This is a genomic window from Klebsiella sp. TF21-TM (assembly GCF_019753495.1).
GTDB classification, from domain to species: Bacteria; Pseudomonadota; Gammaproteobacteria; order Enterobacterales; family Enterobacteriaceae; genus Klebsiella; species Klebsiella quasipneumoniae.
The window spans coordinates 120868-147429 of the sequence record NZ_JAIJYL010000005.1; the positions used below are offsets into that span (position 1 = coordinate 120868).

Genomic DNA, 26562 nt, shown 5'->3' on the forward strand with positions numbered 1-26562 from the left:
CAGCGCATTGTCTCTACGGTAATCGAATGACTGACTCATCACCACAGACCATCACTCTGCCTTTGCCCGCCATTGAAGGGATGACCATCGCCTTTCAGGGGGTGAATTATCTGCGCCCTGAAAAAATGCTCGACTTCGTGACTATCAGTCAGGCGCCGGTGCGGGCGGTCACGCCGCTGGCGCTGCTCTATTCCACCGTCGGCGTGCTGCGTCAGGTGGAACTGCGCAAGCTACCGGTCTACATCAGCGGTCGGGTGGTATACCCCATCTCGTCGCTGACCATGCCGGGCCTGCGCGCGAAGCTGATCATCAACGCTACCTCGCAGCGGTTAAAATTCCTGGAGAGCCTCATCGCCAGTTCACCTTCCGACAATGTCCATGGCATGCAGATCCTCGGCCTGGCCCTGACGTTCACCGTCGAACAGCCCGCCTGATCTGCAGGCTGTACAGCCTGCAGATCAGCGCTTATGCTGGCGTTTTTCGGGTAACAGGACTAAATATGGAGCCGCTCGATACATTTCCCCAACGTGTCTGGCACATTGTGGCGTCAATACCGGAAGGGTATGTCACGACCTATGGCGATGTCGCCAGGCTGGCCGGTTCTCCGCGCGCGGCGCGCCAGGTGGGCGGTGTGCTGAAGCGTCTGCCGGAAGGGTCCACTCTGCCCTGGCATCGGGTGGTCAATCGCCATGGCGATATCTCCCTCACCGGCCCCGATCTGCAGCGGCAGCGTCAGGCATTGCTGGCCGAAGGGGTACAGGTCTCAGGCAGCGGCCATATCGATCTCCAGCACTATCGCTGGGTTTACTGAAGACCAAAAAAAAGCCCCCATCCGGGGGCTCATCGAGCTTACTGTGCGACAGGCACGGCGGTCTGCTGAACCGGAACCAGCGTCAGGTCGGCATGGGTGCCCCCCTGGTTGATTACCGTCTGCACGGTATCGGTAATGAACATCAGCTGGCCATTAACCGTAATCGCTGCGCTCAACAAAATGCGGGCGTTCGGTTGAATATCTGCCGGGTTGTAAGGCAGGGCAAAGTTAAATGGCGCCTGCTTGCCTTCGGTACGCACCGCTTTTTGCGACAATACGCGGGCTGGCGCATCTGCCAGAGAAGCATCCGACAGGGTCACCGTCAGCACCGCATCCGGCGGTAATGCGATTCTCTGGCGGATATTAATCGTCCCCGTGACGCTCGGCTGCTGCTGCGCCACGCTCAGCGTCGCAATACCGTAAGGGTCGGGTGCGGCTGCCTGAGCGGAAGAACTGGTGGAGTGGTGATTAGCACAGGCGGTCAGCGTCGCGGCGACGGCTAAGGCACTAAACATATAGGCAAATTTCATGATGTTCTCCTTATCATCCCTTTATACCCAGGAGGATGTTCCGCCGCTTCGCCGGCAGGAACTTTCGTGTCGTCAATAAGTGTGGCACAGATCTCAGATTTCTTCCTGTTGACCGGTTGTTATTCAGATTATTACACCCATCGGACCACTTGCGATTCCAGGTTATACTTTGCCACATTACGCGCACGGCGCCGCCATTGTTAATTGAGGATAAGTATGAGTCAGGCACTCTCTAACCTGCTGGCATTATTAGATCTGGAAAAAATTGAGGAAGGGTTGTTCCGTGGACAGAGCGAAGACCTGGGATTGCGCCAGGTTTTTGGCGGCCAGGTGGTGGGCCAGGCGCTGTATGCCGCAAAAGAGACCGTGCCCGTTGAACGTCTGGTGCATTCGTTTCACAGCTACTTTCTGCGCCCCGGCGACAGTCAAAAACCGATCGTCTACGATGTGGAGGTCCTGCGCGACGGCAACAGCTTTAGCGCCCGCCGGGTCGCCGCCATCCAGAACGGGAAGCCGATCTTCTATATGACCGCCTCCTTCCAGGCGCCAGAGCACGGCTATGAGCATCAGAAAGCGATGCCGGCCGCCCCCTCCCCTGACGGACTGCCTTCGGAAACCGACATCGCCCGCAAGCTGGCGCATCTCCTGCCGCCGCAGGTGAAAGACAAATTCCTCTGCGATAAGCCGCTGGAGATCCGCCCGGTGGAATTTCATAACCCAATGAAAGGCCATATCGCCGAGCCGGCGCGCCAGGTCTGGCTGCGCGCCAACGGCGCCGTTCCCGACGATCTGCGCATTCATCAGTATCTGCTGGGCTATGCCTCGGACTTTAACTTCCTGCCGGTGGCGCTGCAGCCGCACGGCGTTGGTTTCCTTGAGCCCGGCATGCAGGTCGCCACCATCGACCACTCAATGTGGTTCCATCGGCCGTTTAATATCAATGAGTGGCTGCTGTACAGCGTTGAAAGCACCTCGGCCTCCAGCGCCCGCGGCTTCGTTCGCGGCGAGTTTTACACGCAGGATGGCACGCTGGTTGCCTCAACGGTCCAGGAAGGGGTGATGCGCAACCGCAACGCATAAAAAAAGCCTCCCTGACGGGAGGCTTTTTGCTACATGGAGAAGGGTTTTCTGTCAGGCGTTGTAGGCGTTTTCGCCATGGCTGTTGACGTCCAGCCCTTCGCGCTCCTGCTCTTCCGGTACGCGCAGCCCTACGGTCATATCCGCCACTTTGTAGCCGATGAAAGCGACGACGCCGGACCAGACCACGGTAATGCCGATACTTTCCAGCTGCACCAGCAGCTGATGGCCCATGGTGACGCCTTCCGCATAACCGACGCCGCCCAGAGACGTCGCCGCGAAGATACCGGTCAGGATGCAGCCGACGATGCCGCAGACGCCGTGGACGCCGAAGACGTCGCAAGGGTCATCCACACGCAGCCAGCGTTTCAGCGCAGTCACGCCCCAGATGCCCGCCAGGCCAGAGGCGATACCGACGATCAGCGCGCCGCCGACACCGATATAACCACACGCCGGCGTAACGCCAACCAGACCGGCAATTGCCCCGGAGCAGGCGCCCAGCAGTGAAGGTTTGCCGCGCAGAGCCCATTCGCCAAAGGTCCACGCCAGGATAGCCGCGGCGGTCGCCACGACGGTGTTAACGAACGCCAGGGCCGCAATTTCATTCGCTGCGCTGGCAGAGCCGGCGTTGAAGCCGAACCAGCCCACATAGAGGATAGCGGTGCCGGTGAACACCATCGGCAGGTTATGCGGTTTGAACGCTTCTTTGCCGAAGCCCACGCGTTTGCCCATCATATAGGCGCCCACCAGCCCGGCGACCGCGGCGTTGATGTGCACAACGGTGCCGCCGGCGAAATCCAGCGCGCCATGGGTCGCCAGCAGACCGCCGCCCCAGACCATATGCGCAATCGGCACGTAGGAGAGCGTCATCCACACCACCACGAAAATCAGCACCGCGGAGAAACGGATACGTTCAGCCAGCGCGCCGACGATCAGCCCGACGGTGATGCAGGCGAACGAGCCCTGGAAGGCGACGTGGATATACTGATAGAAGGTGCCCATCAGCGCTTTCAGTTCAATATTTTTCAGCATCACCCAGTCAAAGCTGCCGAAGAAGCTGCCGCCAGTGCCGAAGGCCAGGGTATAGCCATAAATGACCCACAGTACGCAGACGAGGCCAAAGGTGACAATCACCTGCGTCAGCATGGAAAGAACGTTCTTACCGCGGATCAGCCCGCCGTAAAACAGCGCAATCCCCGGGATAGTCATAAACAGAACCAGCGCGGTGCAAATCATCATAAACGCATTATCGGCTTTGTCCGCCACCGCAGGCGCGGCCATCGCCAGCCCCGGAAGAAGGGCTAACGCCCCCAGACCCGATTTCATTGTTGCCATTTTCATTGTTTCGTTCCCCATCACTGTGTGGTCTGGAAATTACAGTGCCGCTTCGTCAGCTTCGCCGGTACGGATGCGAATGACGCGCTGCAATTCAGCGACAAAAATTTTGCCGTCGCCAATTTTTCCGGTGTAAGCCGCTTTGCTGATGACATCGATAACTTCATCCAGCTGATCGTCGGCGATCGCCACATCAATCTTCACTTTTGGCAGAAAGTTGACGCTATACTCGGCGCCGCGGTAGAGCTCCGCATGACCTTTCTGACGGCCAAATCCTTTGACTTCAGTGACCGTCAGGCCCTGAATGCCGATGGAAGACAAGGCTTCACGCACGTCTTCCAGTTTGAATGGTTTGATTACCACGGTAACCAGCTTCATAAGTCCCCTCCAGTCAGTATTCGGTAATGGCCGCAGCTAACACGATGTATATAAAGCAAGGGCTATGCCAGAAATGAAAAAAGGCCGCTGAGCGGCCCTTTGATGGCAAAAAACAGGCGAGAGGTCAGGCATTAGCCTGCGTAAAGACGTTTAACGGGCAAAAATGCACCACGGCGGTGCATTTGATGTAACGTTTTTGCACCACGACAGGCCGACCCGCCTTCGCTGCCTGCTGGTGGTGCATCAGGCGCTGAGCGACTCTTCTCTGGCGCTGGCCGCCAGCTCTTCACCAGCCAGCTGTAGCTGATACATCTGCCAGTAGCGGCCTTTCGCCGCCAGCAGTTGCTGATGGTTGCCCCGCTCGACGGCCTGACCGCGATGCAGGACCAGAATGGAATCCGCCTCAACGATGGTCGACAGGCGATGGGCAATGACCACCAGAGTGGTATGCTGGCGAACCTTCGCCAGCGCCTGCTGGATCGCCTGCTCGGTGCCGGAGTCGATGTTCGCCGTCGCCTCATCCAGAATCAGAACCTGCGGGGTCTCCACCAGCACGCGCGCCAGCGCCAGCAGCTGCTTCTGTCCGACGGAGAGATTATTGCCCTGCTCGCCCAGCTGGGTGTACAGGCCGTCGCTCATGCTGCGCGCCACCGCCGCCAGCTGCACCGCCTCCAGCGCTTCCCAGACCTGTGTTTCGCTGATGTCCCGGCCCAGCGCGACGTTGGCGTAGAAGGTATCCGCCAGCACCACCGGATCCTGTTGCACCATCGCGATGCCCCGACGCAACGCGCTGTGGCTGAGAGAAGAGAGCCGCCGGCCATCGATGCGGATCTCCCCGTGGGTTAACGGGTAATAGCCCATCATCAGACTGGCGAGGGTACTCTTCCCACTGCCGGTATGCCCGACCAGCGCCACAAAACTGCGGGAAGGTATATCCAGCGTGATATCCTGTAGGACCAGACGATCCCCGCGGTAGGCAAAGGAGAGATGGTCGATTTCCACCCGACCGCTGCTCAGCGGCGCGTCATCGGCGCCCCACGCCTGGCGCGGACGGTCCATCAGTTCGAAAACGCGTTCGCCGGCGACCACCGCCTGCTGCAGCATCGACTGCTGGGTGGTCAGCTCAATGAGCGGCTCGTTGAGGCGTCCGAGATAGCTGATAAACGCGTACAGCACCCCGACCTCAATCGTGCCCGCCGCGCTAAAGCCGAACAGCATCAGCAGCCCGCACAGCACCAGCGAGGAAAAGAGGCTCAGCAGCGGACGCAGCAGAAAACCGTCCAGGCGCAGCGTCTGCATCCGCGCCAGGTAGTGGGCGTAGCTGGCCTCGCGCATCCGTTCGCCAAAGCGCGCCTGCTGGCGGAACTGCTGGATGACCCCCATGCCGTTGATCACTTCGTTAAAGCCATCGTTGATGTCGGCAAGCCAGGCGCGCACCCGGCGCACGATCGGCGTGCTATAGCGCTGATAAATGATCATCACGATCAGCACCGCCGGGAAAATCGCGATCGCCACCAGCGCCATCCGCCAGTCGAGGCTAAACATCGCCACCAGCATCGCGCCGATCAGCGCCGCGCTGCGCAGCACCGTCGCCACTACCGTCACATACAGGTCACGAATGACTTCGGTATCGTTGGTCACGCGTGAGATCAGCTGCCCGACCGGCTGAGTATCAAACTCGCTGAGCGGCTGATGCAGGGCGGCATCCATCACATCGCTGCGTAACTGCTGGACCACGCCGACCGCGGCGCGGTTAAACAGCAGCGACTGGTTATAATGCAGTAGCGCCGCCAGCAGCTGCAGACCGATATAGGCTGCCGCCAGGCCTGCCACCAGCTTCAGCGGCAGAGTCTGTTTCGCCACCATATTGTCGATGAAATAGCTGATAAGCAGCGGGCCGCTCACCTCCGCCGCCGCCGCGATCCACATCATCGCCACCGCGATGGCCAGCGGCTTACGCCACGGTGAACCATAGGCCAGCAGGCGTTTAAGCGTCGGCCAGAGTTCGGTAAAGCTACGCATCCAGGGCCTCCTCTTGCTCCTGGGGAACCTCGTCGAGCGCGGCTTCCAGCTGCTGATACCGATACATGTCGCGGTACCAGCCGGGCTGCACCGCCAGCGCCTCATGGCGGCCGCGCTGGGCGACATGCCCATGCTGCAGCACCAGGATTTCGCTGGCCTCAGTCAGCGCCGACAGGCGGTGGGCGCTGATGATCACCGTCCGCCCCTCTCCCCACTGGCGCAGGTTATGCAGGATCTGGTGTTCGGTGCGGCCATCCACCGCGGATAAAGCATCATCAAGGATCAGAATTTCGGCCTCCAGCAGCAGGGCGCGGGCAATCGAGATGCGCTGTTTCTGGCCGCCGGAGAGCATCACGCCGCGCTCACCCACTTCGGTATCGTACCCCTGGGGCAGACGCAGAATGTCGTCATGCACGCTGGCCAGCCGCGCCACCCGCTCAATCTGTTCCGGCGTCGCGTCCGGTTTTCCCAGCGCGATATTATTGGCGACGGTATCGGAGAATAAAAACGGCGTCTGATTGACCACCGCCAGCCGTTCGCGCCAGCTGTCGAGCTGCAGACGCGGTAGCGGCAGATCGTGAAAGCGGATCTCGCCGCTGGTGACGTCAAAATGGCGCTGCAGCAGGGCCAGAATGGTGCTTTTGCCAGCGCCCGTCGGCCCGCAGATGCCCAGCATTTGCCCCGGCTGCAGGGTAAAATTAACCTGTTCCAGCGAAGGCTTGCTCGCCTGCGGATAGATGAAATCGCGGATAGCGACCTGCAGGACGCCGCGGCCAGCCGGTACCGTCTCGGTCCCGTCGTCCACCGCCGGCGCCTCTTCGAGCATGGTGCGAATACGACCATAGGCCGCGCTACCGCGCTCCACGATGTTAAACATCCACGCCAGCGCCAGCATCGGCCAGATCATCAGACCAAGGTACATCACAAAGCTGGTGAGCTGACCCAGCGTCAGGCTACCGTGGATCACCATCCAGCTGCCGCCGCCGATGGCCAGCAGATTCGCCGCCCCGATGGCGATATAGATAGTAGGGTCGAAGCGAGCGTCAATGCGCGCCACGCGCATATTTTTCGCTCCGGTATCGGCCGCATCGGCGGCAAACTGCGCCGACTGGCGATCCTCCAGCCCGAACGCCTTAATCATGCGGATGCTGGTCAGACTCTCCTGCGTGCGATCGTTGAGGCTGGAAAAGGCCGCCTGGGCAACGCGAAAACGTTCGTGAAGGGCATCGCCGTTGCGTTTGATCGCCAGGGCCATCAGCGGCATCGGCAGCAGCGCCAGCAGAGTGAGCTGCCAGCTAATCTGCGTCGACATCACAATCAACACCGCACAGCCCATCACCAGGGAATCCACCAGGGTTAACACCCCTTCACCGGCGGCAAACACCACCCGGTCCACGTCGTTGGTGGCGCGGGCGATCAGATCCCCGGTGCGATGGCGCAAATAGAACGCCGGATGCTGGCGGCTCAGCTGCCGGTAAAAATCTTCCCGCAGTTCAACCGCCAGCTGGTAAGAGGCGCCGAACAGCAGCACGCGCCAGACATAGCGCAGCAGGTAAACCATCACCGCGATCAGCACCAGCGCGCCGATCCACATCCACACCTTCTCCGCGGTGTAATGTTGTTGCGTCACGCCGTCGACCACAATGCCCACCACCTTCGGCGGAACAAGCTGCAGGACGGCAATAATGGCCAGCAGGGCAATGGCGCCAAGATAGCGGCGCCACTCCCGGCGGAAATACCAGCTGAGTTGTGCAAATAATCGCAAGCAGTAAGATCCTGATTTTGTTATGGGTTACGGCGCAATACCGTTATTCGACAGGCAAGGCGGTGGTGTATTTTATCTGTTCCATGGCAAAACTCGAAGTGACATCCGACAGCCCCGGCACGCTGTTCACCAAACGTTTATAAAAGTCGTCATAGCGCTTCATATCGGCGACCTGCACCCGCAGCAGATAATCATACTCCCCCGCCATCCGCCAGAAGCCGAGCACTTCAGCCATCTGCGTCACTTCGCTCACAAAATGGCAATACCAGTCGCTGCTGTGATGTTGGGTCTTGATCAGGACAAACGCCGTCAGCCCCAGCCCCACCTTTTCCGCATCGAGTAAGGCGACGCGCCCGCGGAGAATACCCTCATCCTCGAGTCGTTTCAGGCGTTTCCAGCAAGGGGTCGTGGTCAGATTAACGGCATCAGCCAGCGCCTGCAAAGAGAGGGTGCAATCTTCCTGCAGCAGCGCCAGCAGCTTACGGTCAATTTTATCTAACATAAGGCCACCAGAGAGAATAATTTACTCCCGCAATTGTAATTGAAAGGCTAAATAGCAACAATTTTTCCCGCACAATCCGCTAAGCTGGGCACAAAATGACAAACAGGAATCCGAGATGAATAGCGCCTGGGTAAAACACGCCATTAGTGAAATTAACGCCGACTATCAGCGTTCCGCCGATACACACCTGATTCGCCTGGCGCTGCCTGGTTTTCCCGGGATCCCGATTTATCTGAAGGATGAAAGTACGCATCCGACCGGTAGCCTCAAACACCGTCTGGCGCGGTCGCTGTTTCTCTATGGCCTGTGCAACGGCTGGATCAAAGAAGGCACCACGATTATCGAATCGTCTTCGGGTTCGACCGCGGTTTCTGAAGCCTATTTCGCCCGCCTGCTGGGGCTGCCGTTTATCGCCGTGATGCCCTCCTGCACCGCCAGACGCAAAATCGAACAGATCGAGTTCTACGGCGGACGCTGCCATTTTGTGCAGAACGCCTGCGAAATCTACGCGGCTTCCGAAACGCTGGCGCGCGAGCTGAACGGTCACTATATGGATCAGTTTACCTTCGCCGAGCGGGCCACCGACTGGCGCGGCAATAACAATATCGCCGACAGTATTTTCCGCCAGATGAGCCATGAGCCGCACCCGCAGCCATCGTGGATCGTGATGAGCGCCGGCACCGGCGGCACCTCAGCGACCATTGGCCGCTATATTCGCAGCCAGGGCTACGAGACGCAGCTGATGGTTGTCGACCCGCAAAATTCGGTGTTCCTCGATTACTGGCAGACTCGCGACGCCAGCCTGCGCAGCCCGGTCGGCAGCAAAATTGAAGGCATCGGCCGCCCGCGGGTCGAGCCATCATTTATTCCCGACGTTGTCGATGAGATGCTGCGCGTGCCGGATGCGGCGAGCGTGGCCACTGCTTTGTGGCTGGAAACGCAGCTTGGACGAAAAGTCGGCGCCTCGACCGGGACCAATATGTGGGGGGTGCTGCAGCTGGCCGCGCGGATGCGCGAGGAAGGACGCACGGGTTCTCTCGTGACCCTGCTGTGCGACAGCGGCGAGCGTTATCTGGAAAGCTATTACAACCCACAGTGGGTGGCGGCCAACATCGGCGATATCGCCCCCTGGCAGGCGGAGCTCGCCCGGCTGGTCGGCAGAACATAAAAAAAGCCAGATAGAATGCTATCTGGCTTGCTGGAAGGGTCTCTCTATTCGGGGGAATAAGGAAGATCAGGATTATCCAGCCAATGCGTTAAAAAATGGGAGACCGCCTGATGCCGGCAGTCGCCGATAACCGGGAGATGCGGCAGCTCGGCTTTCAGCTGCGGCATCGCGTTGCCCATGATGAACCCCCGCCCGACGCTGCGAAGCATCTCGCGATCGTTCATCGCATCGCCGAAGGCCATGCACTCCTGTAGGGTGAGGCCCAGGTGCTGGCTCAGCCTCGCCAGCGCCGCGCCTTTATTGCAGCCAACCGGCAGCACTTCCAGACAGTCCATCGCCGAGAAGCAGAGAAACGCGCGCTGGCCCAGCGCCTCATTCAGTTGGATCCGCAGGCGGCGCAGATCGTCATGATCGCCGCAGAAGCAGATCTTGGTGACATGATGCGCCGACATACGTTTCGGATCGCACAGTTGATAGCGAAACCCGCTAAAGACATGCGCCTTCAGCAGCTCAGGCCTTGCCTGGCCGGTGAACCAACCGCCGTCATTAAACACGTGCATGCTGGCCCGGGTATCCCATCGACTATGCAGCACTTCTTCCGCTACCTCGGGATTGAGATCCTGACGGTACAGCTCCTCCCCTTCCAGCGAGTGGATGCGCGTCCCGTTGCCCGTGATCAGAAAGGCGTCCAGGGAAAACTCACCCATCACATGGTGCATCTCCAGCGCATGGCGGCCGGTGGCGAACGTCAGGGTGATATCGCGTTCCCGCAGCCGTTTAAGCGCGGTGAGCGTCTTTTCTCCGAGACGATGGTCCGGCATCAGCAAGGTGCCGTCCATATCAAATGCTGCCAGTTTTGCCATGGTGTTTTCCCCAATGTGTGATGGGCTTCGCTTGTGCTGCAGTATCACCTGGGATATACGGAAGTAATAGTGAATAGATAATATAAATTGTTCCGGGTTTATTACGGCCCGGTGGACGACAGCGCTTATGCGACTCTTACACCGTTTAAATCAGTACCAGCGGCTGTGGCAACCCTCAGCCGGGGCGCCGCAGCAGGTCACCGTCGGCGAACTGGCGGAACGCTGTTTTTGCAGCGAACGCCACGTCCGTACCCTGCTGCGTCAGGCGCAAGAGGCCGGATGGTTAAGCTGGCAGGCCCGCTCCGGGCGCGGCAAGCGCGGACTGCTCTCTTTTTATAAAACGCCGGAACGTTTGCGCAATGAGATGATGGAGCTGGCGCTGCATAAAGGTCAGCAGCAAAACGCGCTGGAGCTGGCGCAGCTGGCCCCGGTGGAGCTGAAAGCCCTGCTCCACCCCTTTCTGGGCGGTCAGTGGCAAAACAATACCCCGACGCTGCGTATTCCATACTATCGCCCGCTGGAGCCGCTACGCCCCGGCTTTCTGCCCGGACGCGCCGAGCAGCATCTGGCCGGGCAGATCTATGCCGGGCTGACGCGCTTCGACGAAGGCGACACTATGCCGATCGGCGATCTGGCGCACCACTGGCAGATCTCCCCTGACGGCCTGCGCTGGCAGTTTTATATCCGCTCCACGCTGTGCTGGCACAACGGCGATGCGGTGGAAACCGCACAGCTGCGGCAGCGCTTACTGCTGCTGCTGGATCTGCCCGCCTTGCGGACCCTCTTCGCCAGCATCAGCCGCATCGATGTCACTCACGCGCAGTGCCTCACCATCACGCTGCATCGTCCTGACTACTGGCTGCCGTTCCGCCTCGCCAGCTATTGCAGCGTGCTGGCCCATCCTGACGATCCGGCCATCGGCTGCGGACCGTTCCGCCTGAAGCGGTTTAGTCCGGAACTCGTCCGCCTGGAGAACCATCCCCGCTACCATCTGCGGCATCCGCTGATCCAGGCGGTGGAGTACTGGATCACCCCCCAGCTCTTCGATCGCGATCTCGGGACCAGCTGCCGCCACCCGGTGCAGATCACGATTGGCGATCGCGAAGAGCTCCATAACCTGCGTCAGGTCAGCAACAGCATCAGTCTTGGCTTCTGCTATCTGACCCTGCGTCACAGCCCTCGGCTTAGCAAAGCGCAGGCCCAGCGGCTGGTATCGATAATTCACCGCTCATCGTTGCTGGAAACGCTGCCGCTCGACGAGGATCTGATTACGCCAAGCCATGAGGTGTTGCCGGGATGGTCCATCCCGCAGGGGCCGGAAAACAGCGCGGTGCCGCTGCCGGCCAGGCTCACGCTGCTCTACCATCTGCCGGTCGAACTCCACGCCATGGCCGAACAGCTGAGACAGCGGCTGGCTGTGCTGGGCTGCGAGCTGACGCTTCTGTTTCATGACGCCAAAAACTGGGAGGGCTGCCAGCATCTGAGGCAGGCCGACCTGATGATGGGCGACCGCCTGATCGGCGAAGCGCCAGAGTATGCCCTGGAGCAGTGGCTGCGCTGCGATATGCTGTGGCCCAATTTGCTGACCGGGGCGCAATATGCCCATCTGCAGGCGACATTAGACGCGGTACAGGCGCAGCCGGAAGCCCGCAGCCGCAACGATGCGCTGCGCAACGTATTCAACAACCTGATGGAAGACGCCATCATGACGCCGCTGTTTAAATACAACTATCGGATCAGCGCCCCGCCGGGTGTCAATGGCTTGCGCCTCAACGCCCGCGGCTGGTTCGACTTCGCCAGCGCCTGGCTGCCGGCGTCGACGTGAGAGAGCTGGTGGTGGCGGGCGTCTGGCGCTACCATATCGCCTTTACTCATTAAGTCAGGAATTGCCATGAAACGCGCCGTAGTTGTCTTCAGCGGAGGACAAGATTCAACCACCTGTCTGGTGCAGGCTCTGCAACAGTATGATGAAGTGCATTGCGTCACTTTTGATTATGGCCAACGCCACCGCGCGGAAATCGACGTTGCGCGCGAACTCGCCCTGAAACTTGGCGCCGTCGCGCATAAAGTGCTGGACGTTACCCTGCTCAATGAACTGGCGGTCAGCAGCCTGACCCGCGATAACATTCCGGTACCGGACTATCAGCCTGATGCCGAGGGCATTCCCAATACTTTTGTCCCGGGGCGCAATATTCTGTTTTTAACCCTGACGGCAATCTACGCCTATCAGGTAAAAGCCGACGCTATCATCACCGGCGTGTGCGAGACCGATTTCTCCGGCTACCCGGACTGCCGCGATGAGTTTGTCAAAGCGCTGCACCACGCCGTCAGCCTTGGGATGGCGAAAGACATTCGCTTTGAAACCCCGCTGATGTGGCTGAACAAAGCCGAGACCTGGGCGCTGGCCGACTACTGGGGTCAGCTGGATCTGGTGCGCCGGGAAACCCTCACCTGCTACAACGGCATTAAGGGCGATGGCTGCGGCCAGTGCGCCGCCTGCAACCTGCGCGCTAACGGGCTCAACCAGTATCTGGCCGATAAGGTGGGGGTAATGGCGGTGATGAAGCAAAAAACCGGCTTGACACAGGCATAGCCTCCGAGAGATATCTGCCCGAAGCTTCAGTCCAAATTCCCCGGTGGCGCTACGCATACCGGGGCAAGGGGTTCATCACCTTCCGCGGGGCGAGGCGCGCCACCGCCCGGCACGCACGCGACGGTTGTCAGCGCAAGTTCATCTGGTCGAGTTTCTCACGCAGTTCCCCTTCCAGCGGCAGCGCCTTCTGGGTTTTCAAATCAATACAGACGAAGGTGATCAGCGCATCGGCCACCACCTCACCATTGGGGTTGAGGGTGACCACCTGGCTGAGCGTGCCGCTTTTGCCGTTGAGTTGCTCCAGTTTGCTGCTCACCGTCAGCACATCGCCAAGGACCGCCGGACGGCGGTAGTTGATATTAATATTCACCACCACGAAGGCGATGTTTTTCTCGGTCATCCACTGAAACGCCGGGCTATTTTCCAGACCATCCCAGCGGGCCTCCTCAAGGAACTCCAGGTAGCGTGCGTTATTCACATGCTGGTAGACGTCCAGATGATAGCCGCGAACTTTAATTTGTGTTTGCATAGCATCAATGCCTTTCTGTTATTGTTGTTTGTGAGGTAAGAGGTCACACCACTTAATGCAACCTCTTTATCCTGGCAAAAAATCACCGCTGTGCAAGCGCTGGCATAAAATTTACAGCGTCAGATGGGCTAAATTCCGCTCCACCAGCGCACTGCCCATCCCCGGGACCTGCTTCAGGTCATCAAGGGTTTTAAACGGCCCGTACTCCTCACGGTAGCTGACAATCGCCTGGGCTTTTTTCAACCCCACGCCATTCAGAGCCTGCGCCAGCTGCTCGGCGCTGGCGTGGTTAATGCTGACTTTGGTCGCCCCGTTGTCGGCCTCGCCGGGTTCCGCTTTCGCTTTCGCCGAAGAGGACGCCGGGACATGCTCTTTGGTTACCACCGCTTTGCCGCTGGCGGGGGCGGCCAGCGCGCCCTGTGCGCCTACCGCGAAAACCAGAACGCCCGCGGCCATCAGTGCTTTTATTCCATATTTCATGCTGATATCTCCTTGTGTGTAGACAGCAAGGCTACGATAGCGTCAGTGCGGATGGCCGACAAAAGGCAAATCACAGAAATGGAAAGGGCCGCGAAAGCGGCCCCTGAGGATTACATGGTGTTGCGTATTTTTGCGAAACGACGCGAAATTACTGCTGCTGGTCGATGCTGTCGCCCAGCTTAATTTTCGCCGCCTTGCGCAGGTTGCTCATCAGCGCTTCGAAAGCGATTTGGGCATTGTTCTGGGTAATCCCCTGAACCATAGCCTTCTTCTGCTCTTCCGGCATGCTGCCTGCTTTCACTTCATCCAGCGCCACCAGCACCACATCGCCTTGCATGTTGCTGCCAACGCCATAGACCGGTTTGCCCTGCTGCGGCAGCGGCAGAGTGAATGCCAGCTGGCTCAGCGGATCCTGGCCGGTACGGGAAAGCGTCTGCGGCGCGCCAAAGCTCAGGCCAGCCGCCTTCATCGCCTCATCGCCTTTGCCGTCTTTCAGCGCCGCCAGCAGCTTATCGGCATCCAGCTTCGCCTGCTGTTCCGCTTTATTGTGCTTAACGATATCGCTGACCTGCGCCTTCACTTCGGCCAGCGGTTTCACCGCCTCGGCTTTGTGCTCGCTGATACGCAGAACAAAGGCGCGATCGCCATCAACGGTAATGATGTCAGAGTTGCTGCCCGGCGCGCCGTTCACACCGACCAGACCGCCGTTGAAGATAGCGTCAGCGACCGGTTTAAAGTTCAGCTCTTCCGGCAGGTTATCGCGGCCAAACCAGCCGGTTTCCGCCACCTGCACTCCGGCGACCTGCGCCGCGCCCGCCAGCGATTCATTATCGTTGCTGGCCGCATCGCTCACCTTCTGCTGCAGCGCATAGTAAGCATCTAGCGCTTTCTCCTGCTTCACTTTCGCCGCAATGTCATTGCGCACGTCAGCCAGCGGTTTGACCTGCGCCGGCTGGACGTCGTCCAGACGGGCCACCAGGAAGCCAACCGAGGATTTGATCACCCCGGAGAGCTGGCCTTTCTCTTTCAGTCCGGCCTCTTTCAGCTCAGGCACGGTAGAGGCATCTTCCATCCACCCCATATCGCCGCCGTTGCGGGCAGAGATAATATCGGTCGATTTTTCTTTTGCCAGCGTGGCGAAATCAGCGCCTTTTTGCAGCTCGGCCAGCACCGCTTTCGCGTCGGCTTCAGTTTTAGTCTGAATCACGCTGTAGCGATTACGCTGCGGCTGAGTGAACTGATCTTTATGCTGGTCATACCATGACTGGATTTCTTCGTCAGAGGCGTTTTCCTGCATGCTGGCGGCATCCATCTTGATGTAGCTCACGCGGAACTGCTCCGGCGCCATAAAACGGGCCTGATTCTGCTGCCAGAAAGCGTTGATTTCCTCATCGCTGGCGGTCTGTTTTGCCGCCAGAGCGTTGACGTTGATGGTCGCTTCGCGGACGACACGCTGCTGAGACACCAGCGCCGCCAGCTGATCGGACTCGCCCGGCAGCATGAAGTCGGTACCCGCAATGGCGTTAATCAGCTGCTGCGTGGTCAGCTGGTTACGCAGCGCCTGGGCGTACTGATCGGTGGTCATTCCCATCTGGGCGACAATACCGCTGAAACGCTGGTTGTCGAACTTACCGTTCGTCTGGAACGCCTGGGTCTGGAAGATCGCCTGCTTCACCTGCTCATCGCTGATGCTGAGGCCCAGCTCGCGGGCATACTGATCCAGAAGCGACTCATCGATCAGGCGGTTCAGCACCTGCTGGCGCATGGTTTTCATGTAGTTTTCGTTCGCCGCCAGCTCGGAGAACTGGTCGCCAAGCTGCTGCTGCATACGGTTACGTTCGCTGGCGACGGCGTTTTCAAACTGCCCACGGCCAATCTCCTGGCCATTCACTTTTGCGGCATAGTTTTTGCCACCGCCAATCAGGTAACCACTCACCCCGGTCAAAATGAACGAGACGATAATGATACCGAAAATAATCTTGAGCACGACGCTGTTGGCGGCCGTGCGTAGGTTGTCCATCATGGTGTAACAACGCTCCGCTGTAGATGACTTTAGCTCGCGCAGCATAGCACGTGATGGCCGCCGCGCGTGAGGACGTATTTTGACAAGAAAACAGGGTGATTGTCAGCCCACAAGTGGCGATAAACACACATAAAGTGGTCTGAAAAGGCAATAAAAAAGGCACATCTCACGATGCGCCCTTGTACTTCGTCACATTCCCTGACGGGAAAGCCGATCAGTTCACCGCGTCTTTCAGCGCTTTACCAGCACGGAAGCCCGGCACTTTTGCGGCAGCGATAGTAATTTCTTTACCTGTTTGTGGGTTGCGACCAGTACGGGCGGCACGTTCTTTAACAGCAAAGGTACCGAAACCTACCAGCGCAACGTCATCCCCAGCCTGCAGAGATTCAGTAACAGAAGCGATTAAAGCATCTAACGCACGTCCAGCTGCAGCTTTAGAAATGTCCGCACCCGCAGCAATTTTGTCAATCAGTTGAGATTTATTCACTGTTCTCTTCCTCTCTTTATAATTTATATCGCACCAGAGTCCTTCATAGTGCGACCGCGCAGCAGTTATATCAGGACTGTCATGCCCTTACAACAGCAGTTGTCGATGACCCCCCTGCCAGCGATCTAAGTTAGCTACACAAAAAAAGGCTGGCAAGTCCGAAATGACTTACCAGCCCTATTTTTATTAGCGCAATTTGCGCAGAATCACTATTTCGCGGTCACAACCTGCATGCCGAACGGTTCGTTCTGCAGCGCAAGTGTCAGAACTTCCTCGATTCGTTTCACCGGATGGATATCCAAATCGGCGATAACGTTATCCGGAATTTCTTCAAGGTCGCGTTTGTTCTCATCAGGAATCAGAACAGTCTTAATACCGCCGCGATGCGCCGCGAGCAGTTTTTCCTTCAGACCGCCGATCGGCAGCACCTGACCACGCAGCGTAATCTCCCCGGTCATCGCCACATCGGCGCGTACCGGGTTGCCGGTCAGGCAGGAGACCAGCGCCGTACACATGGCGATACCCGCGCTCGGGCCATCCTTCGGCGTCGCCCCTTCCGGTACGTGGACGTGAATATCACGCTTCTCGTAGAAGTCGGCGTTAATGCCCAGCTTGTCCGCCCGCGAACGTACCACGGTCAGCGCAGCCTGAATCGACTCCTGCATCACCTCGCCCAGCGAGCCGGTGTAGGTCAGTTTGCCTTTACCCGGTACGCAGGCGGTTTCGATGGTCAGCAGATCGCCGCCCACTTCCGTCCACGCCAGACCGGTCACCTGACCGACGCGGTTCTCACTATCGGCGCGGCCATAGTCGAAGCGCTGCACGCCGAGATAATCATGCAGATTCTCACCGTTAATTTCGATGTGTTTCAGCGTCTTATCCAGCAACAGCTGCTTAACGGCCTTACGGCACAGCTTGGAGATTTCACGCTCCAGGCTACGAACGCCCGCTTCACGGGTGTAGTAACGAATAATGCCGATAATGGCGCTATCGTCGACGGTCAGTTCGCCTTTCTTCAGCGCGTTGCGTTCGATCTGCTTCGGCAGCAGGTGACGCTTGGCGATGTTCAGTTTTTCATCTTCGGTGTAACCCGAGAGGCGAATTACTTCCATACGGTCCAGCAGCGGCGCCGGAATGTTCATGGAGTTGGACGTCGCCACGAACATCACGTCGCTGAGATCGTAATCCACTTCCAGATAGTGGTCGTTAAAGGCCACGTTCTGTTCCGGATCCAGCACCTCAAGCAACGCGGAAGCCGGGTCGCCGCGCATGTCGGAAGACATTTTGTCGATCTCATCCAGCAGGAACAGCGGGTTTTTCACCCCCACTTTCGCCATTTTCTGGATCAGTTTGCCCGGCATCGAGCCAATATAGGTCCGACGATGACCGCGAATTTCCGCTTCATCGCGCACGCCGCCCAGCGCCATGCGGACGTATTTCCGGCCGGTCGCTTTGGCGATAGATTGACCCAATGAGGTTTTACCTACCCCCGGCGGTCCCACCAGGCAGAGGATCGGCCCCTTGATTTTGTTGACCCGGCTCTGCACCGCGAGATACTCAAGGATGCGGTCCTTCACGCGCTCCAGACCATAGTGATCGGTATCGAGGATCTCCTGGGCCTGACGCAGGTCTTTTTTGACCTTACTGCGCGCATTCCACGGCACCTGCACCATCCAGTCGATGTAGCCACGCACGACGGTCGCTTCCGCAGACATCGGCGACATCATCTTCAGCTTCTGCAGTTCCGCTTCGGTTTTCTCTTTCGCCTCTTTCGGCATTTTCGCCGCGTCGATCTTGCGCTTCAGCGCTTCGTTTTCGTCCGGGGCGTCGTCCATCTCGCCGAGTTCTTTCTGAATCGCTTTCATTTGCTCGTTCAGATAGTACTCGCGCTGGGATTTCTCCATCTGCTTTTTGACGCGGTTGCGAATGCGCTTCTCAACCTGCAGCAGATCGATTTCCGATTCCATCATCGCCATCAGATATTCCAGACGTTCGTTGACGTCGGACATCTCCAGCACGGACTGCTTGTCCGCCAGCTTCAGCGGCATATGCGCCGCGATGGTATCCGCCAGGCGCGCCGGATCGTCGATGCTGTTCAGCGACGTCAGCACTTCCGGTGGGATCTTTTTATTCAGCTTGATATAGCCTTCAAACTGGCTGATAGCGGTACGAACCAGCACTTCCTGCTCACGTTCGTCAATCGCCGGCGAGTCGAGATACTCCGCTTTCGCCGAGAAATGTTCGCCATTATCAGACAGCGCAGAAATGCGTGCACGCTGTAGCCCTTCGACCAGCACCTTCACGGTGCCGTCCGGCAGCTTCAGCATCTGCAAAATAGACGCCACGGTTCCAACGGTGAAAAGATCGTTTACACCCGGCTCATCCGTCGACGCTTCTTTCTGCGCAACCAGCATGATTTTTTTATCATGGTCCATGGCCGCTTCGAGGCAACGGATAGATTTTTCCCGCCCTACGAACAGGGGTATGACCATGTGCGGATAAACCACCACATCGCGCAACGGCAATACGGGGATTTCAATGCGTTCAGAACGCTCAGGATTCATAGAGCTCTCTCTTAGTTTAAAGTCCGCCAGGTAGCCGACGACGCCACACTCCACTGCATCGTCGTTAATATGTAATCCAGTATATGGGGATGTATTCCACACATTCAACGGCGGGAATGCAGGAAAAATAAAAGGGGAGATAAAATCCCCCCTTTTTGTTAACTGCTTGAGTGAAATGGCTAATTATTCGCCAGATGCCTGCTGAGCTTCCGGTTTGCCGTAGATCAGCAACGGTTTGCTCTGCCCGGCGATAACCGACTCATCAATGACCACTTTTTCGACATCTTCCATCGAAGGCAGGTCATACATGGTGTCCAGCAGCGCCGCTTCCACAATGGAACGCAGGCCACGGGCGCCGGTTTTACGCGCCATCGCTTTCTTGGCGATGGCATCCAGCGCTTCGTCGCGGAATTCAAGCTCTGCGCCTTCCAGGCTAAACAGCGCCTGATACTGCTTGGTCAGGGCGTTTTTCGGCTCTTTCAGGATCTGGATCAGCGCTTCTTCGCTCAGCTCGTTCAGGGTTGCCACTACCGGCAGACGGCCAATGAATTCCGGAATCAAACCAAACTTGATCAGATCTTCCGGCTCGACCTGGGCCAGCAGTTCGCCTTCGCTCGCTTTGTCGGACTTCGCTTTAACCGTCGCGCCAAAACCAATGCCGGAGCCGGTTTCCACACGGTGGGAAATCACTTTATCCAGACCGGCAAACGCGCCGCCGCAGATAAACAGGATCTTGGAGGTATCAACCTGCAGGAACTCCTGCTGCGGGTGTTTGCGCCCGCCCTGCGGCGGAACGGCGGCGACGGTGCCTTCGATAAGCTTCAGCAGCGCCTGCTGCACGCCTTCGCCGGAGACGTCGCGGGTAATCGACGGGTTGTCGGATTTACGCGAAATTTTGTCGATTTCGTCGATATAGACGATGCCGCGCTGCGCTTTCTGCACGTCGTAGTCGCACTTCTGCAGCAGTTTCTGAATGATATTTTCGACGTCCTCACCCACATAACCGGCTTCGGTCAGGGTGGTGGCGTCCGCCATGGTAAACGGCACATCCAGCAGGCGCGCCAGCGTTTCCGCCAGCAGCGTTTTACCGGAGCCGGTCGGCCCGATCAGCAGAATGTTACTTTTACCCAGCTCTACGCCATTGCTGGTATCGCCATTGCGCAGACGTTTGTAGTGGTTGTATACCGCGACCGCCAACACTTTTTTCGCCTGTTCCTGACCGATGACGTAGTCATCAAGGTGGTGGCGAATCTCGTGCGGCGTCGGCAGCGCGCTGCGCTCGCGGTGCGGCGCAACTTCTTTAATCTCTTCGCGAATGATGTCGTTACATAAATCAACGCATTCGTCGCAGATATACACGGATGGCCCGGCGATCAGCTTACGCACTTCATGCTGGCTTTTGCCGCAAAAAGAGCAATACAACAATTTGCCCGATCCATCTTTGCGTTTATCTGTCATGAGTCCAAACCTCTTTTTAAGTTCTTTGTGCCGCACACGACGACGCAAATGCCATTCTCAGGCGCAAGCCGCCATATAGCGTTGTGCCGCCCTTCATTAGTATATACACAAAATCCTTCGCGCTACATCGAGGCGGTAGCGAAGCTACCGGCCGCCTGCCTGCCCGGCAAGCCTCCGGAAAAATGCCAACCGCTTAGCAGACGTGGCGAGAAGGATGCAGCATAAAGCGGCACCCTTGCGCCTCGGGCATCAATTACGATGGGTCAAAATAGAGTCGACCAGTCCGTACTCCACGGCTTCCGCAGCAGAGAGGAAGCGGTCACGCTCGGTGTCACGCTCAATCTGCTCAAGAGACTGGCCGGTATGATGCGCCATCAGCTCATTCATGCGTCCTTTCACCTTCAGGATTTCACGGGCGTGGATCTCAATATCCGTCGCCTGCCCCTGATAGCCGCCCAGCGGCTGGTGGATCATCACGCGGGAGTTCGGCAGGCAGAAACGCTTGCCCTTCGCCCCGGCGGTCAACAGGAACGCGCCCATGGACGCGGCCTGTCCCATACAGATGGTGCTGACGTCCGGCTTGATGAACTGCATGGTGTCATAGATCGACATCCCGGCGGTGATCACCCCGCCCGGAGAGTTAATGTACAGGTAAATGTCTTTTTCCGGGTTTTCCGCTTCCAGAAACAGCATCTGCGCCACGATCAGGTTTGCCATGTGGTCTTCGACCTGGCCGGTCAGAAAAATGACGCGTTCCTTAAGCAGACGGGAGTAGATATCAAAAGAACGTTCACCGCGTGAGGTCTGTTCAATGACCATCGGCACCAGGGCCATATGGGGTGCAAAGTTGTCTCGTTCGCCACTGTATGACATTTCCGTCTCCTGGAGTAATTTTAAAATACCTGCTGCACTGATTGTAACCTTACGGACGGATTATCAGCCACAGTTTCTATCCGCTGAACGCGTCACCGCCTCTTCAACACGCGTGCAATTGCGGATGCAGTTGCCTCCCCCGGTAATGGGGATGGCGTTGCCATATTTCAAGCATAACAAGCTTTTGCTGTAACGCTATCATGGTAAATGCGTTTTAGCACCGTGCCTGAGGCTGGCATTATCCTAAAAAAAAACCCGCCGCCTTTCGGCAACGGGTTTTTGCACGAACCTTACACCATCGCGGCGAAATTACGCCTGCTGGTTCATCAGTTCGTTGAAGGAAGTGGCTTTTTCAGACACTTTGGCTTTCGCCAGCACGGCTTCAACAGCCTGCTCTTCCAGCGCCACGTTGCGCATGTTGTCCATCAGCTCTTTGTTCTTGCTGTAGAACTCAACCACTTCTGACGGATCTTCGTAAGCAGAAGCCATCTCTTCGATCAGGCCTTTCACGCGCTCTTCGTCAGCTTTCAGCTCGTTGGTGCGAATCACTTCGCCCAGCAGCAGGCCAACCACTACGCGGCGTTTAGCCTGCTCTTCGAACAGCTCACGCGGCAGTTCCAGAGCCTGTTTCTCGTTGCCACCGAAACGCTGAGCAGCCTGGCGACGCAGCACGTCGATTTCGCTGTCGATCAGGGCCGCCGGAACGTCGATTTCGTTAGCTTTAACCAGACCTTCGATAGCCTGAGACTTCACACGGTTACGCACAGCGCCTTTCAGCTCGCGTTCCATGTTTTTACGCACTTCAGCGCGCAGGCCAGCGACGGAACCATCTTCCACGCCGAAACGTTTGATGAATTCTTCGGTCAGCTCCGGCAGTTCACGTTCTTCAACTTTCTTCAGGTTGATAACGAACTTAGCCGCTTTACCTTTCAGGTTTTCAGCGTGGTACTCTTCCGGGAAGGTCACGTCGATGGTGAACTCGTCACCCGCTTTGTGGCCTTTGATACCGTCTTCGAAGCCCGGGATCATACGACCCTGACCCATCGCCAGTACGAAGTCAGACGCTTTGCCGCCTTCGAACTCTTCGCCGTCTACGGAACCGGTGAAGTCGATGGTTACGCGATCTTCAGCTTCAACTGCGCCTTCTTTGTCTTTCCAGGTGGCCTGCTGCTTGCGCAGGGTTTCCAGCATGGTGTCAACGTCAGCGTCGGTCACTTCAACAACCGGTTTTTCTACTTCGATCGCTTCCAGACCCTGCAGTTCAACTTCCGGGTACACTTCGAACTCTACCGCGTAGGTGAAGTCTTCGCCCAGTTTGTATTCGCCCGGAACGTAGTTCGGCGCGCCGGCCGGATTGATTTTTTCTTTGATGATCGCGTCAACGAAATGACGGCTCATCAGGTCGCCCAGCACGTCCTGGCGAACGGATGCGCCATAACGCTGAGCAACAACATTCATCGGCACTTTGCCTTTACGGAAGCCGTCAATGCGAACTTTTTTCGCTACGTTGACCAGCTCGCTTTTGACAGCATTCTCGATGCTGTCAGCGGCGATAGTAATCGTTACACGGCGCCCAAGGCCCTGAGTGGTTTCAACTGAAACTTGCATCTTGTTACCTCAAAAAAATCACAGTGCTCGGTCAACTCTGGAAGCGCGTGTAGGTGGCTTCGCAGAACCGGGATGCCCTCTTCAAATCAGAAACACATTCCCTGTCGTCAGAATCATCCCGAAGACATTCATATATAAGACGCGGCATTATAGCGGCATCACTTTTGTGAGTCGAGAACGGTTGTCGCCTGGTGCTGCGGCATTTTTCACATTTCCCGCTCAATTTTGTCCGCAAAAGCGCTGACTTTGCGCATTTTCCAGGCAAAACAAAACGGCCCGTAGGCCGTTTTTGCTAAATCTGCAAGCAACATACTGGAAAAGCGCCAGCGGTTGCAAATGGGATTTCTAGGCGATGCTCCCCGCGCCGCGGCACGGCGGCGAGGCGAAAACCGTATCCTGTAGCGCTTCCCATTCTTTAATCGTGTAGGTGTGCAACGCCAGGGCGTGCACCGTATTCGACAGCTCCTCGGTTAGCGTGCCGTAGATCATACGGTGGCGATTAAGGAAACGCTCGCCAGTGAAGCGATCGCTCACTAACACCACTTTAAAATGACTTTCAGAGCCCGCAGGGACGTTGTGACGATAACTTTCATCCACGACTTCGAGATACATCGGGTCGAACGCTGCTCTAAGTTTTGCTTCGATCTGTTCACGTATCATCATGAATTTTCTCCTCCGACAACGCTGAGATGCCGCCACTCCTTTTAAATGTTAGCCGCTTTTACCGCTTCCATTAGGAGAAAACAACAAAAAATTAGCATTGTTCTGATATTTTCATTCAAAAGTATCACGTTTACTGGCTCTGGTCGCCAGATCCGCCGGTGAAAGAGCGATTAACCGTAGCGGGGCGCTCAGAAAACCGCCAGGGCGATGGATTTACACGCGTTGCCACTTCCCCTTGCCGTTGGCAATGCTATGATGGCGGTAATTTTCCTTATAACAACACCATGCGTTGAGACCTGAACATGCTTAAGAAGATCCTTTTCCCGTTGGTCGCCATGTTTATGCTGGCAGGATGCGCCACGCCGCCGACCACCATTGAAGTATCGCCGAAAATCACGCTGCCGCAGCAGGATCCGAGCCTGATGGGCGTGACCGTCAGCATCAACGGCGCCGACCAGCGTCCGGACCAGGCGCTGGCGAAAGTGACGCGCGACAACCAACAGGTCACCCTCACCGCCTCCCGCGACCTGCGCTTCCTGCTGCAGGAAGTGCTGGAGAAACAAATGACCGCGCGCGGCTATATGATTGGCCCGAACGGCGCAGTCGATCTGCAGATCATCGTCAACAAACTCTACGCTGACGTCTCCCAGGGCAACGTGCGCTACAACATCGCCACCAAAGCCGATATCGCCATCATCGCCACCGCGGCAAACGGCACGAAGATGACCAAAAACTACCGCGCCAGCTACTCGGTTGAAGGCGCCTTCCAGGCCTCGAACAAAAACATCGCTGATGCCGTTAACAGCGTCCTGACCGATACCATCGCCGATATGGCGCAGGACACCAGCATTCACGATTTCATCAAGCAAAACGCGCGTTAATGCCACCACGAACCCGGCCTCCGCCGGGTTCGTGCTTTATGCTATGTCCAGTCATTACTTACGCATTTTTCAGCAGCCTAAATCAGCGATTTTGCTGATCCTCGGCTTCGCCTCCGGTCTGCCGCTGGCCCTCACCTCCGGTACCCTGCAGGCCTGGATGACGGTGGAAAATATCGATCTGAAAACGATCGGTTTTTTCTCGCTGGTCGGCCAGGCCTATGTCTTTAAATTTCTCTGGTCCCCGCTGATGGACCGCTACACGCCGCCGTTTCTCGGCCGACGTCGCGGCTGGCTGGTCACCACCCAGATCCTGCTCCTGCTGGCCATCGCGGCGATGGGCTTTCTTGAACCCGTCTCCCAGCTGCGCTGGATGGCGGCGCTGGCGGTGGTGATCGCCTTCTGTTCAGCGTCGCAGGATATTGTCTTTGACGCCTGGAAAACCGACGTTCTGCCGGCGGAAGAGCGCGGCGCCGGCGCCGCGATCAGCGTGCTGGGCTATCGCCTCGGGATGCTGGTCTCCGGCGGTCTGGCCCTGTGGCTCGCCGACCGCTATCTCGGCTGGCAGGGGATGTACTGGCTGATGGCGGCGCTGCTGGTGCCCTGCATCATCGCCACGCTGCTGGCGCCCGAGCCGAGCGACGTCATCCCGGTTCCCCGATCGCTGGAGCAGGCGGTGGTTGCACCGCTGCGCGATTTTTTCGGCCGCAACAACGCCTGGCTTATTCTGTTGCTCATCGTTCTTTATAAGCTTGGCGATGCGTTTGCCATGAGCCTGACCACCACCTTTCTCATCCGCGGCGTCGGTTTTGACGCCGGTGAAGTGGGGATGGTGAACAAAACCTTAGGCCTCTTCGCCACCATTCTCGGCGCCCTGTACGGCGGCGTCCTGATGCAGCGGCTGACGCTGTTCCGGGCGCTGCTGATCTTCGGTCTGCTGCAGGGGGTCTCCAACGCCGGCTACTGGCTGCTGTCGATTACCGATAAGCACCTCTATTCCATGGCGACCGCGGTATTCTTTGAGAACCTGTGCGGGGGAATGGGCACGGCGGCGTTTGTGGCGCTGCTGATGACGCTGTGCAACAAGTCCTTCTCCGCCACCCAGTTCGCGCTGCTCTCGGCGCTGTCCGCGGTTGGCCGCGTGTACGTCGGGCCGATCGCCGGCTGGTTCGTCGAGGCCCACGGCTGGTCCACCTTCTATCTCTTCTCTGTGGTCGCGGCGGTGCCGGGGATCGCGCTGCTGCTGCTGTGCCGGCAAACGCTCGAGCATACCCAACGCACGGCAAGCTTTATACCGCGTAGCGAATACCCGCAGGCCTATGCGCTGGCGCTGGGGATCCTGACGCTGGGCTGCCTGCTGCTGGCGGTATGGCTGGGTCTGCTGATCCTCAACGCGCTGGATTATACGTCGTTCAGCTTCCTGTCCGGCCTGCTGGAGGTTGCCGCGCTGACGGCCGTTGGCGGTATTTTGCTCGGCGGCCTGCTCGACTACCTGGCGCTGCGTAAAACCCACCTGATTTAAGGACGCTGCATCATTATTAGCCGTTGTAATTACGAAACGTAATTATAACGGCTTATTAACGCTTTTATATTGCCCGCCGCGCTATTTGTTGTTTTGTGCGTTTTTGTTTTCTGGAAATTATTGACAGTTTTTATTCGATTCTTTAAATAATTTAACCGATTCAGCTAAGCCGATTTTATTTTACGTTTCCACAATGTCTTTTATTTGATAATTAAATGTTAAACAATTGTTCTAATTTTTGGGTGGTTATGCCCATTCGCCGCTAAGCACTCCTTTTCTTATCCCTTTCGTTATCGATCCCACGAAAATCAGGCTTTGCAAGCGATTACGTAACACTACGTAACATATGTGACAAAGCAAGCAGAAGCCGCTAACACAGAACTGACAGAGATCCAATCATGTTTACAGTAATGCAACCTTACCGTAAAATGCC

General features: G+C 57.6%; 24 protein-coding genes. 8 read left to right on the forward strand and 16 right to left on the reverse strand.

Annotation, left to right across the window (positions count from 1 at the left end):
* Nucleotides 1-26: 26 nt before the first annotated feature.
* Nucleotides 27-434 (forward strand): hypothetical protein, encoded by a 408-nt coding sequence (locus K5R89_RS06795; RefSeq protein WP_017898905.1) that lies wholly within the window; start codon nucleotides 27-29, stop codon nucleotides 432-434.
* Between the two features lie 65 nt (nucleotides 435-499).
* Nucleotides 500-811: an MGMT family protein gene (locus K5R89_RS06800; protein WP_049013787.1), complete on the forward strand. Its 312-nt coding sequence runs from the start codon at nucleotides 500-502 to the stop codon at nucleotides 809-811.
* 38 nt (nucleotides 812-849) lie between these two features.
* On the opposite strand, the gene K5R89_RS06805 is transcribed toward K5R89_RS06800, so the two are convergent.
* Entirely contained in the window at nucleotides 850-1341 is a 492-nt protein-coding gene (locus K5R89_RS06805; protein ID WP_023288625.1) for a YbaY family lipoprotein, read from the reverse strand.
* Between the two features lie 216 nt (nucleotides 1342-1557).
* On the opposite strand from K5R89_RS06805, the gene tesB reads away from it, so the two are divergent.
* Nucleotides 1558-2421, forward strand: a complete 864-nt coding sequence (tesB, locus tag K5R89_RS06810; protein WP_023288624.1) for an acyl-CoA thioesterase II — start codon at nucleotides 1558-1560, stop codon at nucleotides 2419-2421.
* Nucleotides 2422-2472: 51 nt separating this feature from the next.
* Here tesB and amtB read toward each other — a convergent pair whose 3' ends face one another.
* From amtB to K5R89_RS06835, 5 genes are all read right to left on the reverse strand, one after another.
* A complete protein-coding gene (gene amtB, locus K5R89_RS06815; RefSeq protein WP_004204781.1) occupies nucleotides 2473-3759 on the reverse strand; it encodes an ammonium transporter AmtB in 1287 nt (428 codons plus the stop codon).
* A 33-nt stretch (nucleotides 3760-3792) separates the two neighbouring features.
* The gene (gene glnK / locus K5R89_RS06820; protein WP_002891893.1) at nucleotides 3793-4131 is read right to left on the reverse strand and encodes a P-II family nitrogen regulator; all 339 of its coding nucleotides are present in this window, start codon (nucleotides 4129-4131) and stop codon (nucleotides 3793-3795) included.
* Between the two features lie 243 nt (nucleotides 4132-4374).
* Nucleotides 4375-6153, reverse strand: a complete 1779-nt coding sequence (locus K5R89_RS06825) for a SmdB family multidrug efflux ABC transporter permease/ATP-binding protein (protein ID WP_217259261.1) — start codon at nucleotides 6151-6153, stop codon at nucleotides 4375-4377.
* On the reverse strand, nucleotides 6146-7918 hold the full coding sequence (locus K5R89_RS06830; protein WP_023288622.1) for a SmdA family multidrug ABC transporter permease/ATP-binding protein: 1773 nt from the start codon (nucleotides 7916-7918) through the stop codon (nucleotides 6146-6148). Before K5R89_RS06830 ends, K5R89_RS06825 begins: the two co-directional genes overlap by 8 nt.
* 43 nt (nucleotides 7919-7961) lie before the next feature.
* The gene (locus K5R89_RS06835; protein ID WP_004204786.1) at nucleotides 7962-8420 is read right to left on the reverse strand and encodes an Lrp/AsnC family transcriptional regulator; all 459 of its coding nucleotides are present in this window, start codon (nucleotides 8418-8420) and stop codon (nucleotides 7962-7964) included.
* Between the two features lie 115 nt (nucleotides 8421-8535).
* Between K5R89_RS06835 and K5R89_RS06840 the strand changes: the two genes are divergently transcribed.
* Nucleotides 8536-9588 carry a PLP-dependent cysteine synthase family protein gene (locus K5R89_RS06840; protein ID WP_023288621.1) on the forward strand — a complete coding sequence of 351 codons (1053 nt, stop codon included), beginning with the start codon at nucleotides 8536-8538 and terminating at the stop codon, nucleotides 9586-9588.
* A gap of 44 nt (nucleotides 9589-9632) precedes the next feature.
* Here the strand turns inward: K5R89_RS06840 and cof are convergent, their stop codons facing one another.
* The gene (gene cof / locus K5R89_RS06845) at nucleotides 9633-10451 is read right to left on the reverse strand and encodes an HMP-PP phosphatase (RefSeq protein WP_044521268.1); all 819 of its coding nucleotides are present in this window, start codon (nucleotides 10449-10451) and stop codon (nucleotides 9633-9635) included.
* A gap of 127 nt (nucleotides 10452-10578) precedes the next feature.
* Between cof and K5R89_RS06850 the strand changes: the two genes are divergently transcribed.
* Nucleotides 10579-12276 carry an SgrR family transcriptional regulator gene (locus K5R89_RS06850; RefSeq protein ID WP_217259262.1) on the forward strand — a complete coding sequence of 566 codons (1698 nt, stop codon included), beginning with the start codon at nucleotides 10579-10581 and terminating at the stop codon, nucleotides 12274-12276.
* 66 nt (nucleotides 12277-12342) lie between these two features.
* A complete protein-coding gene (gene queC, locus K5R89_RS06855) occupies nucleotides 12343-13044 on the forward strand; it encodes a 7-cyano-7-deazaguanine synthase QueC (RefSeq protein WP_023288618.1) in 702 nt (233 codons plus the stop codon).
* Nucleotides 13045-13171: 127 nt separating this feature from the next.
* On the opposite strand, the gene K5R89_RS06860 is transcribed toward queC, so the two are convergent.
* The 9 genes from K5R89_RS06860 to bolA form a co-directional block, all read right to left on the reverse strand.
* On the reverse strand, nucleotides 13172-13573 hold the full coding sequence (locus K5R89_RS06860) for a YbgC/FadM family acyl-CoA thioesterase (protein ID WP_023288617.1): 402 nt from the start codon (nucleotides 13571-13573) through the stop codon (nucleotides 13172-13174).
* Nucleotides 13574-13684: 111 nt separating this feature from the next.
* Nucleotides 13685-14053, reverse strand: coding sequence for a helix-hairpin-helix domain-containing protein (locus K5R89_RS06865; RefSeq protein ID WP_023288616.1), 369 nt, complete (start codon nucleotides 14051-14053; stop codon nucleotides 13685-13687).
* 148 nt (nucleotides 14054-14201) lie between these two features.
* The gene (gene ppiD / locus K5R89_RS06870; protein WP_217259263.1) at nucleotides 14202-16076 is read right to left on the reverse strand and encodes a peptidylprolyl isomerase; all 1875 of its coding nucleotides are present in this window, start codon (nucleotides 16074-16076) and stop codon (nucleotides 14202-14204) included.
* Between the two features lie 214 nt (nucleotides 16077-16290).
* Nucleotides 16291-16563 (reverse strand): nucleoid-associated protein HU-beta, encoded by a 273-nt coding sequence (hupB, locus tag K5R89_RS06875; protein ID WP_002444653.1) that lies wholly within the window; start codon nucleotides 16561-16563, stop codon nucleotides 16291-16293.
* Nucleotides 16564-16772: 209 nt separating this feature from the next.
* On the reverse strand, nucleotides 16773-19127 hold the full coding sequence (gene lon / locus K5R89_RS06880; RefSeq protein ID WP_023288614.1) for an endopeptidase La: 2355 nt from the start codon (nucleotides 19125-19127) through the stop codon (nucleotides 16773-16775).
* A gap of 183 nt (nucleotides 19128-19310) precedes the next feature.
* Nucleotides 19311-20585: an ATP-dependent protease ATP-binding subunit ClpX gene (clpX, locus tag K5R89_RS06885; protein ID WP_002891807.1), complete on the reverse strand. Its 1275-nt coding sequence runs from the start codon at nucleotides 20583-20585 to the stop codon at nucleotides 19311-19313.
* Nucleotides 20586-20834: 249 nt separating this feature from the next.
* Nucleotides 20835-21458 carry an ATP-dependent Clp endopeptidase proteolytic subunit ClpP gene (gene clpP / locus K5R89_RS06890; RefSeq protein ID WP_002891804.1) on the reverse strand — a complete coding sequence of 208 codons (624 nt, stop codon included), beginning with the start codon at nucleotides 21456-21458 and terminating at the stop codon, nucleotides 20835-20837.
* A 309-nt stretch (nucleotides 21459-21767) separates the two neighbouring features.
* Complete coding sequence (tig, locus tag K5R89_RS06895; RefSeq protein WP_049013792.1) at nucleotides 21768-23066, reverse strand: trigger factor; 1299 nt, start codon at nucleotides 23064-23066, stop codon at nucleotides 21768-21770.
* Nucleotides 23067-23411: 345 nt separating this feature from the next.
* Entirely contained in the window at nucleotides 23412-23729 is a 318-nt protein-coding gene (gene bolA, locus K5R89_RS06900; RefSeq protein WP_002891649.1) for a transcriptional regulator BolA, read from the reverse strand.
* A 302-nt stretch (nucleotides 23730-24031) separates the two neighbouring features.
* Here bolA and K5R89_RS06905 point away from each other — a divergent pair, with 302 nt between their 5' ends.
* Nucleotides 24032-24610: a lipoprotein gene (locus K5R89_RS06905; protein ID WP_004204800.1), complete on the forward strand. Its 579-nt coding sequence runs from the start codon at nucleotides 24032-24034 to the stop codon at nucleotides 24608-24610.
* A gap of 43 nt (nucleotides 24611-24653) precedes the next feature.
* Nucleotides 24654-26129, forward strand: coding sequence for a muropeptide MFS transporter AmpG (gene ampG, locus K5R89_RS06910; protein WP_032453853.1), 1476 nt, complete (start codon nucleotides 24654-24656; stop codon nucleotides 26127-26129).
* Nucleotides 26130-26562: the final 433 nt, after the last annotated feature.

Coding starts and splice junctions, on each gene's coding strand:
- clpX (WP_002891807.1), bottom strand. CDS start 20,585: ATGACAGATAAACGCAAAGATGGATCGGGCAAATTGTTGTATTGCTCT.
- K5R89_RS06865 (WP_023288616.1), bottom strand. CDS start 14,053: ATGAAATATGGAATAAAAGCACTGATGGCCGCGGGCGTTCTGGTTTTC.
- K5R89_RS06825 (WP_217259261.1), bottom strand. CDS start 6,153: ATGCGTAGCTTTACCGAACTCTGGCCGACGCTTAAACGCCTGCTGGCC.
- K5R89_RS06835 (WP_004204786.1), bottom strand. CDS start 8,420: ATGTTAGATAAAATTGACCGTAAGCTGCTGGCGCTGCTGCAGGAAGAT.
- tesB (WP_023288624.1), top strand. CDS start 1,558: ATGAGTCAGGCACTCTCTAACCTGCTGGCATTATTAGATCTGGAAAAA.
- ppiD (WP_217259263.1), bottom strand. CDS start 16,076: ATGATGGACAACCTACGCACGGCCGCCAACAGCGTCGTGCTCAAGATT.
- ampG (WP_032453853.1), top strand. CDS start 24,654: ATGTCCAGTCATTACTTACGCATTTTTCAGCAGCCTAAATCAGCGATT.
- clpP (WP_002891804.1), bottom strand. CDS start 21,458: ATGTCATACAGTGGCGAACGAGACAACTTTGCACCCCATATGGCCCTG.
- amtB (WP_004204781.1), bottom strand. CDS start 3,759: ATGAAAATGGCAACAATGAAATCGGGTCTGGGGGCGTTAGCCCTTCTT.
- K5R89_RS06850 (WP_217259262.1), top strand. CDS start 10,579: ATGCGACTCTTACACCGTTTAAATCAGTACCAGCGGCTGTGGCAACCC.
- K5R89_RS06800 (WP_049013787.1), top strand. CDS start 500: ATGGAGCCGCTCGATACATTTCCCCAACGTGTCTGGCACATTGTGGCG.
- bolA (WP_002891649.1), bottom strand. CDS start 23,729: ATGATGATACGTGAACAGATCGAAGCAAAACTTAGAGCAGCGTTCGAC.
- glnK (WP_002891893.1), bottom strand. CDS start 4,131: ATGAAGCTGGTTACCGTGGTAATCAAACCATTCAAACTGGAAGACGTG.
- K5R89_RS06860 (WP_023288617.1), bottom strand. CDS start 13,573: ATGCAAACACAAATTAAAGTTCGCGGCTATCATCTGGACGTCTACCAG.
- tig (WP_049013792.1), bottom strand. CDS start 23,066: ATGCAAGTTTCAGTTGAAACCACTCAGGGCCTTGGGCGCCGTGTAACG.
- K5R89_RS06905 (WP_004204800.1), top strand. CDS start 24,032: ATGCTTAAGAAGATCCTTTTCCCGTTGGTCGCCATGTTTATGCTGGCA.
- K5R89_RS06805 (WP_023288625.1), bottom strand. CDS start 1,341: ATGAAATTTGCCTATATGTTTAGTGCCTTAGCCGTCGCCGCGACGCTG.
- K5R89_RS06795 (WP_017898905.1), top strand. CDS start 27: ATGACTGACTCATCACCACAGACCATCACTCTGCCTTTGCCCGCCATT.
- K5R89_RS06840 (WP_023288621.1), top strand. CDS start 8,536: ATGAATAGCGCCTGGGTAAAACACGCCATTAGTGAAATTAACGCCGAC.
- cof (WP_044521268.1), bottom strand. CDS start 10,451: ATGGCAAAACTGGCAGCATTTGATATGGACGGCACCTTGCTGATGCCG.
- queC (WP_023288618.1), top strand. CDS start 12,343: ATGAAACGCGCCGTAGTTGTCTTCAGCGGAGGACAAGATTCAACCACC.
- lon (WP_023288614.1), bottom strand. CDS start 19,127: ATGAATCCTGAGCGTTCTGAACGCATTGAAATCCCCGTATTGCCGTTG.